Source organism: Pleurocapsa sp. FMAR1 (assembly GCF_963665995.1).
In the GTDB taxonomy this organism is placed as follows: domain Bacteria; phylum Cyanobacteriota; class Cyanobacteriia; order Cyanobacteriales; family Xenococcaceae; genus Waterburya.
In genome coordinates this window covers 2,095,375-2,110,349 of the sequence record NZ_OY762512.1, presented here as the reverse complement: position 1 = coordinate 2,110,349, position 14,975 = coordinate 2,095,375, and the positions used below count along the sequence as shown (strand labels likewise).

The 14,975-nt window shown below is 41.9% G+C and carries 12 protein-coding genes and 1 pseudogene; 1 reads left to right on the top strand and 12 read right to left on the bottom strand.

The features are described 5' to 3' along the window. Positions 1-4 precede the first annotated feature (4 nt). The 6 genes from SLP02_RS10335 to SLP02_RS10310 form a co-directional block, all read right to left on the bottom strand. Entirely contained in the window at positions 5-2,518 is a 2,514-nt protein-coding gene (locus SLP02_RS10335) for a glycoside hydrolase family 15 protein (RefSeq protein ID WP_319420572.1), read from the bottom strand. 88 nt (positions 2,519-2,606) lie between these two features. Next, positions 2,607-3,275 carry a cytochrome c oxidase subunit 3 gene (locus tag SLP02_RS10330; protein WP_319420571.1) on the bottom strand — a complete coding sequence of 223 codons (669 nt, stop codon included), beginning with the start codon at positions 3,273-3,275 and terminating at the stop codon, positions 2,607-2,609. 157 nt (positions 3,276-3,432) lie between these two features. Next, entirely contained in the window at positions 3,433-5,100 is a 1,668-nt protein-coding gene (locus SLP02_RS10325) for a cytochrome c oxidase subunit I (RefSeq protein ID WP_319420570.1), read from the bottom strand. Between the two features lie 60 nt (positions 5,101-5,160). After that, on the bottom strand, positions 5,161-6,075 hold the full coding sequence (locus SLP02_RS10320) for a cytochrome c oxidase subunit II (protein WP_319420569.1): 915 nt from the start codon (positions 6,073-6,075) through the stop codon (positions 5,161-5,163). 56 nt (positions 6,076-6,131) lie between these two features. Beyond that, the gene (locus SLP02_RS10315) at positions 6,132-6,755 is read right to left on the bottom strand and encodes a DUF2231 domain-containing protein (RefSeq protein ID WP_319420568.1); all 624 of its coding nucleotides are present in this window, start codon (positions 6,753-6,755) and stop codon (positions 6,132-6,134) included. Beyond that, positions 6,752-7,264 (bottom strand): DUF2231 domain-containing protein, encoded by a 513-nt coding sequence (locus SLP02_RS10310; protein ID WP_319420567.1) that lies wholly within the window; start codon positions 7,262-7,264, stop codon positions 6,752-6,754. The genes SLP02_RS10315 and SLP02_RS10310 overlap by 4 nt, the downstream gene beginning before the upstream one ends. A 728-nt stretch (positions 7,265-7,992) precedes the next feature. Between SLP02_RS10310 and SLP02_RS10305 the strand changes: the two are divergent. Then, positions 7,993-8,349, top strand: a pseudogene (locus SLP02_RS10305) (transposase family protein); the annotation flags it as partial. Between the two features lie 64 nt (positions 8,350-8,413). Here SLP02_RS10305 and SLP02_RS10300 read toward each other — a convergent pair. From SLP02_RS10300 to SLP02_RS10275, 6 genes are all read right to left on the bottom strand, one after another. Then, a complete protein-coding gene (locus SLP02_RS10300) occupies positions 8,414-8,563 on the bottom strand; it encodes a hypothetical protein (RefSeq protein ID WP_319420566.1) in 150 nt (49 codons plus the stop codon). 133 nt (positions 8,564-8,696) lie between these two features. Beyond that, the gene (locus tag SLP02_RS10295; RefSeq protein ID WP_319420565.1) at positions 8,697-9,305 is read right to left on the bottom strand and encodes a hypothetical protein; all 609 of its coding nucleotides are present in this window, start codon (positions 9,303-9,305) and stop codon (positions 8,697-8,699) included. A 71-nt stretch (positions 9,306-9,376) separates the two neighbouring features. Beyond that, complete coding sequence (locus tag SLP02_RS10290; RefSeq protein WP_319420564.1) at positions 9,377-9,562, bottom strand: hypothetical protein; 186 nt, start codon at positions 9,560-9,562, stop codon at positions 9,377-9,379. Between the two features lie 151 nt (positions 9,563-9,713). Then, positions 9,714-9,908 carry a hypothetical protein gene (locus tag SLP02_RS10285; protein ID WP_319420563.1) on the bottom strand — a complete coding sequence of 65 codons (195 nt, stop codon included), beginning with the start codon at positions 9,906-9,908 and terminating at the stop codon, positions 9,714-9,716. Between the two features lie 280 nt (positions 9,909-10,188). Beyond that, a complete protein-coding gene (locus tag SLP02_RS10280) occupies positions 10,189-13,458 on the bottom strand; it encodes an efflux RND transporter permease subunit (protein ID WP_319420562.1) in 3,270 nt (1,089 codons plus the stop codon). Between the two features lie 40 nt (positions 13,459-13,498). Beyond that, entirely contained in the window at positions 13,499-14,956 is a 1,458-nt protein-coding gene (locus tag SLP02_RS10275) for an efflux RND transporter periplasmic adaptor subunit (RefSeq protein WP_319420561.1), read from the bottom strand. Positions 14,957-14,975: the final 19 nt, after the last annotated feature.

Here is a 14,975-nt window from a genome sequence, read left to right as displayed (position 1 = left end):
GAATCTAGACAACTTTAACAGTATAGTTATTTTGCTCCCAATTGTTACTATCAGTCCAAAAGAAGGTAAACTCAATCGGTGACAGTCTATCGCTTTGAAGATCGACATATTCTAAATTCAAGGCAACAACATTAATTGAATCTAGATCTTGTTTGGTTTGCCAATTGTCGTTTGACCAACGTAGTTTAAAGGGTGTATCTGCCTGTATTCTGAGTATTTCGCCTTTGCCTACTGTTGTCACCTGACGGTGAAACTTCCATACTTCTATTGCTTTAGAAACGTAATTATTTAGATAGCGATGCGACCCCGCGTCGCCGTCAGGCGCGCCCTCGGCAGTCGCTCTTTGTCGGAAACCAACAAGACCGCGCTGCCTCGCAAGGGAACGCGCATCAAGATAGCGCTCGGCAACTTCGGGAATCAGATCGAAAACCTGTCCATCTTTAACCGATCGCAACAGCTTAACATATTCAGCGTGCGCCCACATTAGAGGCATGGCTGCACCAGTTGGCTTGCCCAAGTACATATGTGCGTCGGGAATATCTTTACTGTCCCAAACTTGTTCGGTTAATAATCCTGTATCGGTGGCAAATTCTTCCATTGCTTTGATAAAGGGCGTAACATCACCTCCTGCTGCCAGTTCGTAGTGAGCGCGTTCGCCAGTCAACAAGGGCCAAGCTCGTCCCACACCTACACCTTTATAGGCACTGCCGTCTTCTTTTTGTCCATACCAGTCGTTATTAAATCGTCGCCAACAAGCACCAAAAGGAGTATCGACTTTCAAAACAGCATCGATAACTTTAAGTGAATCAATAATCAAAGGATCGTCAGGGGCGATAATGCCATAGCGGACAAATAAAAGAAATCCCGCGTCTACTATTTCTTTGGTCAGAAACTCCCCAGATTTGTTTTCGGAAAACTCTGATTCAGTACCAGGAGGACGAGCCGAAAGAGTTATCGTACTATTGTTAGGATCTTCATTGGGATGAGGCACGTCTATTTCGGCTGGGGTAATGCGGACAAAATGACGCTTGATTTCTGGGACGAGAGTTCCTTGAGTAGTTGCAGTCCAGGCTTCGATGTGGTCTTTGAGAAAGTCAGCATATTCTTCAATATACTCAGCAGCAATTTTATCCCCTCGTTGACGGGCAAAACCCGCAGCACAAATCAAGGCTGCAATATTACAGGCGAGGGTAGAAGGAGAATAACCACCATCTTCTTCCCAACGCTCTTGCTGGGTTGCAGGGCCTTGGCGAATCAAATAGCCCGCAGCCCGAATAATCATCGGATATACGTCAAAATCTGGCAAAGCATCAATTTGAGCCAATTGTTTAGCCAGTAAAATGGGAAATGCTACTTCATCTAGCTGCATTCCTTTCCAATACGGCTCACCATTCAACCAGAAATTTTGCGCGAAGCTGCCGTCGGGATGCTGACAGGTTACAAGATACATCAGCGATCGCACTGCGGTTTGAGTATGACCAGCAGCGATCAAACCCGTAACGCTATTGACCATATCCCTTGTCCAGACTAAATGATAGCCACCGCGATCGCCATCTCCTTTTTCTTCTCCCCAAGGAAAACTCATCGAAGCAATAGTCGCCCCGCTATAGGTTTTATCTTCATGTGCCAGTAACAAACTAACGCTGCTATGAAACAAGCTACCGTCATCAGTAGAGTGATCTGTCAAAGCTGAACGCTTGTCCCAGGTACGCTCCCACTGTTCTTTGAACTTTTGTTTTTGTTGGGCAAAAGGAATACTAATTGATTGCAGCAAAATAGATAGAGCGTTTTCCAAACTATCACCAAAAGCAAGTGCTAAAGTAAATTCTTTAGTATTGGTTAAATCCAGTTCTCCCGTTAAGCCGATGTTGCCATCTTCAGCGCGATCAAACTGCCAATCCAGTTGATAATTATTTTCCAAGTCCTGCCAACCATCACTTTTGCCAGCATAACCAACCGAACACTTTTTAAAAGGAACTGTTGCACCTAAAACTAACCATTTGTCTGCTTTGTTTGCCACAAGGAAAGAGCGATCGCAAACTTCAATTACATAGCCATTATTACCCCAACCGCCAATATCTAAATGAGGCGCACAAAGAGCGTATAGCTTTAGTTTATCTAGATAGGTCGCCTCTCCTGTCAGTTTGGTATGTTGCAGTAGACAGTCAGCGTGAGGATCGGTAATTACTTCCTTAACTATGGTGTAGCTATTGTCAGGTGCAGTATTGGTAATACGATAACCTAGCTCTAATTCCCATCTTTCAATTTTTGTCTTTAGGTCGCGCTTCTCCTCATGAAAAAAGCTTTGACCATCACTAATCAAATACTGTAAGTCTCTAACTTGAGGCTGGTCAATAGTAGGATAGTAAACTTCAGTGATAATTCCTTTCCAAAGAGTAAACCACACCTTACTTGAGGTTGAATAAGCCGTACCGACTCCAGTTTTATTAGAATGCGTCCAGCGGGGTTCAATTCCTGGTGCGCCGAAAGCGGGGTTGTCTTGAAAAAATTTAACCATATTTTGTTCTTAGTTACTAATATTACGTATTCATTTATCGCACTACGTTGATTACTCCCTACTTCCTATTCCCTACTCCCTGTATTTATTACCAAAGATAAATCAGAGAAAACAGGAAGATCCAAAGTACATCAACAAAGTGCCAGAACAAAGAAATTGCCGTTAACCCATAATGACCATCTCGATAAATACGGGGAATAAAAGAGCGGAGCAGCATGATGGTCAGTAAAATAATGCCAGCAGTAACGTGCAGTCCGTGAAAGCCAGTCAATAAATAATAGGTCGAGCCGACCATTCCCGTCGAAGGTCCAAAATCATTACCGAGCCATTCAGAGATCTCTGCGTAAAGAAAGAAAGAACCCATCAATATTGTCAGCAGCCACAGTAGGCGAAATTGCCAGAGCTTATCTTCTTTGAGAGCGCGTTCGGCAAAATAAATCACAATACTGCTAGAAAGCAGCACTACCGAAGAAATAATCGTCATGGTAGAGATCTCTGGACCTTTGACTCCAGGCGGTAGCCAATCAGCAGAGGTCAAGCGCAAAGCGATCGTACTAAGGATAAAACCCAAAAAAATAAAGCTCTCGGAAATTAAAAAAGAAAGAAAGCCAAAAAGAGTTTTTTCCTCTTCTCGATGATGATCTCCCCCGCCTGCTGGCAAAAACTTCCGTAGCCACGAGGGTATATATTTTCGCAGACTCTCAGGAAATGGACTTTCATCTTGGACTTTTTGAGGATTGGGGGTAGAACTTGACATCGTTGATTAAAATTATGAGCGTTGCTGAAGGAACAATGATGATGCTAAATATTGGGTCTTGGGTATTAAGTATTAGATCGAGTTGGGCTAGTTGCTTTAAATACAGCGTGTACCGTTCTCCATAGTTAAAATCAAGTTAGAAATCCCTCCCTACTTCTTACTCATTAGCTAGCCGTGGGTCAGAATATTTAGCTTTGCCATAATCATAGGGTGGCGAGTCCACAATCGGAATCTCTTCAAAGTTTTCTTCAATTGGCGGAGAAGAAGTTGTCCACTCTAGTCCTGTAGCTAACCAAGGATTTTTAGTAGCTTTGGCTCCCTGTAGCCAAGAGCTGACAATATTAGCTATAAAGGGCAGGATCGAAACTCCCAGAAGAAAAGAGCCTAAACTAGCAACGATATTCCAACCTGCATATTGTGGATCGTAAGAAGATATACGACGCAGCATTCCCTGTAAACCCAAAGGAAGCATGGGAAAGAAACAGAGATTAGCACCAATAAAGGTCAGCCAGAAATGCACTTTACCCCAACCCTCGGAATACATCCGTCCCGAAACTTTAGGAAACCAATAGTAAATAGCAGCAAACAGTGCCATAGTAATGGTGTTATAGACAATGTAGTGGAAGTGTCCCACGACAAAATAGGTATTGTTTGCGTGGAGGTCAAAAGGCATCGCCCCTAGCATCACCCCAGTTATACCTGCAAACAAAAACATAACCACACCACCGAAAGCAAACAGCATCGGGGTTTCTAGATGCAGCTTGCCCTTCCAGATGGTAGCCGTCCAGGCAAAAACTTTGATTCCCGTCGGTATCGCCACAAGCTCTGTGGTAAACATGAATATTATCCTGAGCCATTCTGGTGTCCCGCTGGCAAACATATGATGTACCCAGACAATACCAGTTGTAGGTACAAAACTAATTGTGGCGATCGCCACCGAACGATAGCCAAATAGAGGGTTACGGCTAAAAGCGGGAATTATTTCCGAAAATATGCCAAATGCTGGCAATGCCCAGACATAGACAGTGGGGTGGGAGTAAAACCAAAATAGGTGCTGGTAGAGAACGGGATCGCCATCTGCCGATGGTTCAAAAAAGTTAGTGCCGATAGTAATATCGCAGAGCAACATAATCGCTACCCCCGTCAAAGCAGGTAGATAAATCAACTGCATCAACTGAGCCGTTAAAACCGTCCAAACAAAGATCGGCAGGCGAAAATAGGACATTCCAGGCGCACGCAACCAAACAATTGTTGCCACAAAGTTGACTGCTGCCATAATTGAGGAGACACCCAATAGAAAAATACTCAGAACCCAAAAGAGTTCGCCATTAAGCAAGTTTCCCGAGGGATTTTGAATACTCAAAGGCGGATAACTCCACCAGCCTGCCTGTGCTGAACCGCTAGGCAAGAAAAAACTGGAAATTAAGAGTATCCCCGCAGGGGGAATAATCCAAAAGCCGATCGCATTTAATTTGGGAAACGCCATATCCTTGGCACCAATCATCAGCGGCACGGCGTAATTAGATAAGCCTACTATCGAAGGTATGATCCACAAGAAAATCATCACCGTACCGTGGATGGTAAACAAAGCATTATAGAAAGGGCGATCGACTAGATCCGATGCGGGGGTAATTAATTCGGCGCGCACGATCATTGCCAACAAGCCAGAAATCAGAAAGAAAGTAAAAGCAGTTGTTACATATTGAACGCCAATGACCTTATGATCGATGCTAAAGCTAAAGTAGCGTCCCCAGTTTTTTTCCGATTCGCTGAGAGAAGCTTTATATTCGGGAGCAATAACGCCATGAGAAGGATTGTTAGTCATAAGGTTTGATGTGAATTAGCTTCGTTGATATTGAACTTGCTTTTAGTTATTAGTTGTTAGTTAATTGGCTATTTCAGCAGAATTGTTCTCTAGAGCAATCTGGCTACTTTGAGCAGGAATAACCGTAGGATAATGACTGTTAAAAGCTCTTTTTTGCGAGTTAGTGTATTCTGTGGCTGCTAAGTTAAAATCAGAGATATCGGCAGTTACTTCGGCTAGCCATTTTTGATAATCTTCCGCTGTATCGACATAGACATCTGCTTCATTTATGGCGAAATAAGTGCCGCTTAACTGAGAATCGTGCAGCTTATATTTACCGACGCGGGTAGGAACAAATTGAAAGGCAATATCGCGGGTGGGGATAATGTCCTGCTTAATCCGAAATTCAGGTACGTAAAAACCATGCAGCACATCTTCTGACTGTAGCATCAGGCGAACCCTTTGGTTGACTGGTAGGTGCAGCTCATGAGTTGTTTTTTGATTAGGATAGTGGAAATCCCAAGCCCATTGCTTTGCCACTACGCCGATTGTTGCGGTTGACCCATTAGTATTGTCTCGATCCACTACCTCCATGTAAGCTGGTTCGGCTGTCGATGCTAATAGCTTTTTAGGACCAGAGATTTCCATACGGGTATAGATATTAAAGCTGTAAACGCCAATCCATAACACGAGTGCTGTGGGAACAACCAGCCAAACAACTTCTAATTTCCAATTATGTCTATAGGCGTGTCCCTCGGTATAGTCTCCAGACTCAGCACGATAGAAAATCAGCGAATAGATCAGCATTCCCATAACTCCCAAAAAAATAACCGATGCCATGGTTACAAGGAAGCTAAACAAATCATCAATGTATTTGGCATCTGTAGATGCTTCAATGGGCATCCAGGAGTAGGATGTTTGCCCCAGCCAGTAGCTAACTACAATAATTACTACCATTCCCACAGCCATCAAAATGTATTCAAAAATTTTGGTCATGATTTTCTGATTCTGATTGCTTAATATAATGCTTGATAGTAGTTTAAAATATCTGTTTAAAGGTTTTCCTTCAGTAAAATATTAGGATTTAACCCTTCTTTGAGTAAATTACCAGCAGTGTTGTGAAACCCAAAATCACCACCCAAATGCGCTCCTAACGTGCCGTGAACGTACATAAAGCCTAAAATTCCCACACCAATTAGCAAATAAGACCAGACAACTTCTCTTGACTTTCCCTTACGCCAGCGATAACGCTGTAGTCCTCTCCAAACCGTCATCGCTGCGATCGCAAATAATAGTAGAACTCCGCCCAGACCATGTAGAATCATGGTTGTACCCGCTCCCAATCCCCAAGCACTTTTCTCATCTATAGGGGGTTGCGCCAGCATAATTTCTAAAAAAGCTGCGGTAACGGTGAAGAAAGTGATTCCCGCTGAAGCCAAAACATTGTAATAGCCTACGGTATAAAAGTTAGAACGCAAGGTAGGCAAATCTAAAAATTTGAGAATTGGCTTTTCTAAAGCGAAAAAAGTTCCCGCCAGATCGAAAATAATGCCGATAATAAATAGACCCAGAGTAAAATGAACCAAAATCGGGTGGATGGGCAGTTTGTAGGGTAGCCCGTTAGCCCCTAAATTAATGCCTAACTGCTGTAGCTGGTTAATTAGTTCTGAGTTCATTTGATTATGCCTTTATTCATGGCTTCGACTACAGGCTTAACGTGAAGTCCGTATTCCCAAACTAGCTGCGTTCCCAAAAATACTTGGAGACTTACTATACTGATTAAGAAAGTTGCAGCACCAAGATAAGAAGGAGGAACTTTTAAAGGATTACGGTAGCGAATAACGAATCGCCAACCAGTAATTAAAGCCAAAATTCCTCCTAACGACCAACCAATTATGGTATGCACATTTAATACAGGCTGTGCTGCTGGATAGGGAGTCGCCAATCCAGCCTCAAACTGACCAAATAAAATTGCCACAAAAATCGCCCCAGTAGCGACAAATAGATTCCAGAAACTTACTTCATGCAAATGTCGTTGATTAAAAAAATAGCCGACAACATCGCAAAAAAAAGCCATAAACACCATCGCGATTACAAAGTGAACCACAATCGGATGCATGGGGTCTGGATAAGGTAAGTTGGAGTCATTGAGGTTTAGAGTATTATGTAATTCTAGAGCATTCATTGTTTTTGTATTGCTGTCTGCACACCTAGTAAAAGCTATATGTGTATTCTATTATCTTGTGCGATAGCTGAGCTATTTAGAAAAGAAGCGTTGCTGAATCGAGGTATGATTCTATTTTCTCTCAACGACGACGAGTTTGGATAAAATTGAATATTAACGACAAAACAACAGTAAGCAGCAAACTGCCGATAACTGAGATGTGAGTTTGAAGTCGAGAGAGGGGGACAAACAAAGGCTTGAGCCGCATGTACTTGTCCGCATGTTTGCCTCGCCATCTCTAATCGACTTGTTGGAAAAAAAAGTTCAGAGCCAGCAGCACTATAATAAAAATTGCTAGCTGCCAAATAAGGTTCTTATTCATAACACTCAGATATTTTTTGAAGTAAGATTTGATTCTAGGCAATAGATAATAAGGCGCGTAATATGTTATTCATGCAGGAGGTCTATTTCAAAATCAGATTAAAAGTAGCTTAATAAATTTATTCGGCTCCTGACTTCCATATACTTGCGTTTACTTGTCAATTCTTGCTCATTGTGAATTTAATCGGGCGTTGCATCCGGGCGGGATGATCTGATAATAGTGAGGTATGAAATGTCCTAACTGCCAGTCGAATAAAATCCGTAAACTTGCGCGTTCCTAAGTCCGCGTGGCTTCGGGTTTAGGAGTCCCTTGCTAGGGCAGCGTTCCCTTGCGCCTTGCGTCGGCGCGGTGAGACAAACAGCGCGATTATTACAGTAAAAAGAAAAAAAGACATACTTTAAAGTCTCAGGTGGTCATTGAAACAGAAAGTCTAAAAGTTATTTGTACGGCACATGGAACAGGAAAGGAACAAGATTTCCAATTGTTCAAGCCAAGCAAAGTAAAACCGTTAAGTAGAATTAAAATGCTTGCAGATAAAGGGTATCAGGGAATAAAGAAAATCCACAACTCAAGTTACACTCCGATTAAAAAAACGAAAAACAGGCTATTAAATTCGATGGAAAAAGAATACAATCGAGAGCTGGCAAAACATCGGATTTATATAGAACATATTATTTATTCGTTCTCTAAAAATTTTTCGGATATAAGCTCAACCGTATCGTAACCGTCGTCGCCAATTTGGATTGCATTTCAATTTAATTGCTGGTTTGTACAATTGCGGATTGAGTTTAGCGATCGCAGCTATCAATAGATCTAATACCTTCAGAGAGCATAGCCGAACTATCGCTAATTCCAGCAGCAATAAATTTAGTAATGGCAATCGCTGAGTTAGCAGCGATTGCTGCAAAAATCGTTTTTTTTGATGAGTCAGAGGCCATAATCGGTTCGGTGCTGTAAATTGCGGATCTGTATTAAAACACGAAGCGAAGCCATGCCGTAGGCTTATCGAGCGACTGATGAAATAATTATAGATAGGCATAAATGAGTAGGGAGTAATTAAACAATCATTACTTAACGACAGTTATCCGTCATCGCCTTTAATAATGTTTGCATTACTTGGTATTCTTCGGGGTTTACTTGGCGATCGAGTAAAGCAATACTGGCTGCTTGAGAAAGTGCTATTGCTGCCACATCTGCATCTAAATCTTTGACTAGGCGATCTATAGATTGTGGTACTTTTAAAGCTGATTTAACACCCAATATTGTTGATTCTTTGAGTCCAAGTCCTTGTAACTGAGGATGTATTTTCGACCAATCAGTAGCTTGAGCGCGATCGCCCATTTGAATAGCATAAGCCAGAATACGATAATATTTTGCTTCTTGCTCGACAGGAATTGAATTAGAGTGGTTGACAGTTAATTCTGTTGTTTTTGAAGTGTCTTGACTAAGATTATCTAAGATTTTTTGCCAGTCGGCGCGATCGCTATTTTCTGGTTGACCAACAGTAATTGATACCTGAATTTTGTCTCCTGTAGTGTTAAGTTGGTTAACTTGAGCCTCTACTCCTAGAAAACCAAGCCATTTAGCGATCGTTCTGATTAAAGTTATCTTTGTTGCTTTACTTTTAGCCAATAGATGTATTTGAGTATTAACCATTGGACGGACAATTTGAGAAAGCATATTTTTTGAGTAGGAAGTAGGATAGGGGAGGTTTCGGAACCGCCCGTACAGGGAGTAATAAGTTTTAGCAGCTATTTAGAGCGTGAACCTTTGGTTAAATAAGCCAAAGCAAATGTAGTTAAAAATGCCATGCTCATAGAATAATAGTAATTGATGCCTATAGCAGTAATGGCTATTACTAAAACAATTAAATATTTACTAGAAAAGACTGGTTTACCTATTTCGCCTGCTACTCGCTCAAAATATTTGTTACTCATTACCTCTTACCCGTTTAATATTCAATACTTTCTAAGCTGTTGATTGTTTAAACTGCATATTGTCTAATTAGGCAAAAAATATTTTAATTTTCTCCCCGTCCCCCAGTCAGCTAAAACAAGTTAATTAAATGCGTGACAGCTTACTTCCTACTCAATCCGTTTCTCGTTCTCGATTCTGCTGCATCGCCTCATAACCAACACCGATCGCAAAACCTAGACCAGTCCCCACAATAACCGCAGCAGGTCTTCTCGACTCTCTTTCAGCGATATGAGCAACGACTAAGCCTAAGAAAGAACCTACTAAAGCGGTCATGATTCCTGAAAAAATAAGCATTCTAATATTCATAAATCAAAGAAAATTATAAAAATACAAACGAACAAATCAAGATCAAAATTGTGATAAAAAACAAGCCGTTATTCATCCAGTCATTTAAATTCCATTCTTTAAACATATTTACAGCAGTTTTTAATTAAATAGACTACGTTGTTGATTAACTGGTGTCTTACGTGGTTGGACAATCGGAGGAAATTTCCGAGTCCCCCACGCGCTTTTTAGCTATTGGCTATCAGCCTCGCTACTTCTGTACGGGCGGTTCCGGAACCGCCCCTCCTCTACTTTTTACTCCCTACTCAAGTTGATTCTCCTGCATTTCTCTAGTATTGCTGCCATTGTGATTATTATCATTTGATTCTCGATCCTCGTTTTCCCGTTTTCTAGTCTTGCTTTTTCTTCCCCCTCCTAAAAAAGACTCTTCAAAGTCCTTAATAACAATATAGAGAATAGGTACAAAGATTAAACTCAAGACAGTTGCCACTACCAGTCCACCAAATACCGCAGTTCCCAAAGACCAGCGACTTACGGCACCTGCACCGCTAGCAATCATTAGAGGCGTAAAGCCTAATATAGCAGCGATCGCCGTCATCACAATTGGTCGAAAACGCTGTTCGGAAGCGAAAATAGAAGCTTTGGTGATATTCATGCCCAAATCGCGGTTTTGATTGGCAAATTCTACAATTAAAATCGCATTTTTACTGGCAATGCCGATCAGCATCACCAGTCCTACCTGAACATAAATATTGTTATTGAGAACGGGATAAACGCCTCCAGCCTGCAAAAAAGTTGCCCTCAGCCAGACTGCACCCAATGCACCCAAGATAGCTAGAGGCACGGTGAGCATAATAATTAGCGGGTCAATATAGCTTTCATATTGTGCTGCCAGTACCAAGAAAACCATCACAAAACTCAAGCCAAACACCAAAGGTGCAGCATTGCCAGAGCTTTTTTGTTCGGCAGCGGTGTTTGTCCATTCGTAACCAAAACCAGGTTGCAGAGTAGCTGCTGTCACCTTCTCCATGGCTTTAATCAACTGTCCAGAACTGTAGCCAGGGGCAGGGGCAACGTTGAGCTTAATCGCTGGATAGACGTTGTAGTGGGTCACAATCGGGGGATAGGAAGTTCGCTGAGGCTTCAATAGATCGCTCATTTGAATTAAATTTCCATCGCGCGATCGCACGTAAAGACTGTCAATATCACTGGGGCTGGCGCGATCTGCTGCTTCTGCCTGGGCGTATACCCGATATAGCCTGTCACCCAGGACAAACTGATTAACATAGTTAGAACCGAGATAGGTTTGTAGAGTACCGATAATTTCGCTGACATCCACATTTTGCGCGTTGGCTTTACTGCGATCGATGTCTGCTTTGAGCAGCGGGCTATCAAAGGTAAAGGTAGTTATTGCTTGAGCAATTTCTGGTCTTTTGTTGGCTGCTGCCAGCACCTGTTGAGTATTACTAATGAGGGCATCCATTCCCTTATCCTGACGGTCTTCGATATAAATTTCCGAACCACCAAAGTTACTCAAACCATCGACAGGAGGAGCATTAACGGCAATTACTCTAGCATCGCCAATTTCTTGTTGGAATTGCTGATTTACTTTTTGCAGTAGTCCAAACACCGAGCCAGAACTCCCAGATCGCTCATCCCAAGGACGAAGCTTGGCGAACACGATTGCTTTATTGCTGTTTTGACCTTCAAAAGAAAATCCCGATAGTCCCACAGAACTCTGCACCTCCTGATATCCCATAACTATCTTCGCTACTTGCTGGGTAATGTTGTGGGTGTAGTCCAAAGAAACTCCAGGGGGTGCCTCAATGATAGATATGAAATAACCCTGGTCTTCATCGGGAACGAATCCTTGAGGCAAGCTGAGATAAACCCAACCCGTCAGCACCAAACTGCCAATAAATACGGCGATGACCACTAGCTTGATGCCAATCAGAAATTCAATTAAACCTCTGTAACGTCCTGTTACCCAGTTAAAACCACGATCGAAACGGCGAAATAGCCATCCTACTGGTCCTTTTACGGGTTGGGCGGGACGGAGAAATACCCCTGACATGGCAGGAGAAAAGGTTACAGCATTAAAGAAAGAAAAAGCGATCGCAAAAGCGATCGTTATGCCAAATTGTTTATAAACAATTCCCGTCGTACCAGGAAAGAAAGTCACGGGGATAAATACAACTAATAAAACTATAGAGGTAGAAAATACCGCTCCCGCCAATTCTTCCATGGCATCTGAAGCTGCCTGTACGGGACGCATTCCCTGAGATAATTTGCCCACTACCGCCTCAATAACCACAATTCCATCATCTACCACCAAACCCGTTGCTAGTACACAAGCAAATAAGGTCAACTGATTGAGGGTAAATCCCAAAGCCTTTAAGCCAATCATTGCCCCAATTAGAGATACAGGAATAGCGACGGCGGGAATCAAAGTAATGCGCCAGTCCTGAAGAAAGATAAAGATAATTAAGATTACTAGGGCGATCGCCTGTACTAAAGATACTAATATGTCTTTGAGAGAAGCATTAATAAATAGGGTATTATCTGTAACAACTGCTGTTTTTAAACCTCTAGGAAAATTTGCTTTCAATTCTGCCATTTTCGCTTTTATCGCTGAGGCAGTATCTAAAGCATTTGTCCCAGGAAGCTGATTAATAACCAAGGCGATAGCGGGGTCTTGACCATTAAATATAGCTTTGGTAAAGTAATTTTCTACTCCTAGTTCGGCTCGTCCCACATCTCCAACTGTGATGAGTGTCCCGTCGCTTCCTACCTGGACAACTATATCTTCTGCTTCTTCGGCAGTAGTAAATCGTCCATCAACTTCTAAAGGTAGTTCGTATTGTTGTGAACTTGGTTCTGGTTGTCTGCCCACACCTCCTGTACCGACTTCAAAGTTTTGATTAGAAATCGCATCAACCACATCGCTAGAAGTTAATCCCCTGGCAGCTAGCTTATTGGGATCGAGCCAAATCCTCATTGAATAAGTCGCCGAGCCAATTGCCCTGAGACTTCCTACCCCTTCAATTCGCTTGAGTTCGTTCCAGATCTGGCGATCAACATAGTTATAGAGAAATACAGGGTCGTAATAATATTCCCCTGCTTCATTTTTTTCCGAATAGAAACTATAAACCAAGGTAATACTTGGAGATTGTTTTTCGGTAGTTACTCCAGTAGCAGTTACGGTTTGGGGTAAATTTGGCTGTGCCTGAGCAACTCGATTCTGCACTAATACCTGAGCGGTATTAATATCTTTTTCAGTCGGAAAAGATACATTAATGGTTGCGTTGCCGTTACTGTCGCTGTTGGAGTCGATCCACTTTACGTCTTGCGTACCGTTAATTTCTCGCTCTAATACGGTAGTTACATTATCTACGGTATTTTTAGAGTTTGCACCTACATAATTAGCACTCACCGTAATTTGCTTAGGAGCAATTTGAGGTAGTTTATCTAAAGGCAGTAATGCTACACAAATAGCCCCCAACAGCACAATCACAATTGTACAGACGGTAGTTAGGACGGGACGCTTAATAAATGGGGATGAGATGGACATTTTTTATTTAAGTAAAAAATTAGTTATCAGTAAATTAGTACTATTTGCTACTCGCTTCAGAAACAGCCTGTTGTTTCTGGGCAGACTTAGCAGGCATAATAGCTGTGCCATCTTTAAGATTAAGGAGATTAGAAACGGCAATTCTGTCTCCTGCTCTAAGACCAGAGATAACTTGATAGTCTTGTCCCTGAATGTTGCCTAACTTAATTGGTTGTTGCTGTGCCATTAAGGATGTGCCAGAAGACTTAGCATCATTTTTTCCTTGAGGATTGACCTTTTTGGCTGAAGACTTGGTATCCTTTTTTTCTTGAGGATTGCCTTTTTTGGCAACATAAACAAAATCTTGCCCTCCCATAGTAGATATAGCGGTAGTTGGAACTAATACCCCTGGTTTTTTATTCCAAATTACTCTAACCTGCACATATTCTTTATCTTTAAGACTTGCTTTATTGACAAAAGTAACTTTAGTCAGAACAGATTGAGTATTTTGGTTAACTAACGGGGCTATATAAGTAATTTTTCCTTCGACTCCTTGGTTACCATCATTATTAATGGTCTCTACTGATAGTCCTAGCTTAAGGCGATCGCGATATTCAACAGGTATATTAATATTGAGATCGAAGCTTTGATTGTTGGTGATGGTGGTCAACTGTTGACCAGCACTAACATAATCACCAACTTTCTTGTTATCAAAATTGCCCACAACGCCATCTATGGGTGCCTCGATTTGATTGTAGGCTAAATTTTGACTTGTAGAGCTTAATTGAGCTTCTGCCTGCTTAATAGATGCATATTGTCCATCCACATTGGCTCTGGCTTGGTCTATTTGTTTTTCTGATGCCTTAAGCGACTCTATTTTGGCATTGAGAGTTGCTTGCTGAGAATTGCGCTGGGCAATACTGGTTTTGAGAGTGCTATTTTGGTTATCTAAATTTTGTTGAGCCTGTGCGCCGTTTTTTACTAAAAATCTGGTTCGCTTAATATTAATTTTCGCCAGTTGTACTTGTGCCTGTGAATCCTGAAGGTTGGCTTTAGCAGTCTCTACGTCGGCAGCAGCACCAGCGCGATTGGCTTCTGCTGTACTCAATGCAGCTTGAACTTGACCTAATTTTGCTTTTTGAACATTAACGGTTTGAGTAGCAGCGTTGACGTTATCTTGCTCTTGAGTTGGTTTAAGCTCGACAATAGGATTTCCTTTGCTAACGCGATCTCCCTGAGTAGCATAGATATTGATGATTCTCCCTTCGACACGAGGTGCCAAGGTGACTCGCTCTCTAGCCTCTAAAGAACCGACATACTTGCTACTGTCAATTACTGTTGCTGATTCTATGGTTTTTAATTTAACAGGAATCGCCTGGGGCTTGTTAGCGTTAGCTTCTTTTTGTTTGCCGCCACCACAACCCCCAACACCAATAGATAGTAAAGTAATAGCTACGGCATAGCTAGTTGCACGTATTAAAGAAGCAGATATAAATCGAGGCTTTTTTAGATAAATCATTTATTTTAGTTATTAGTTC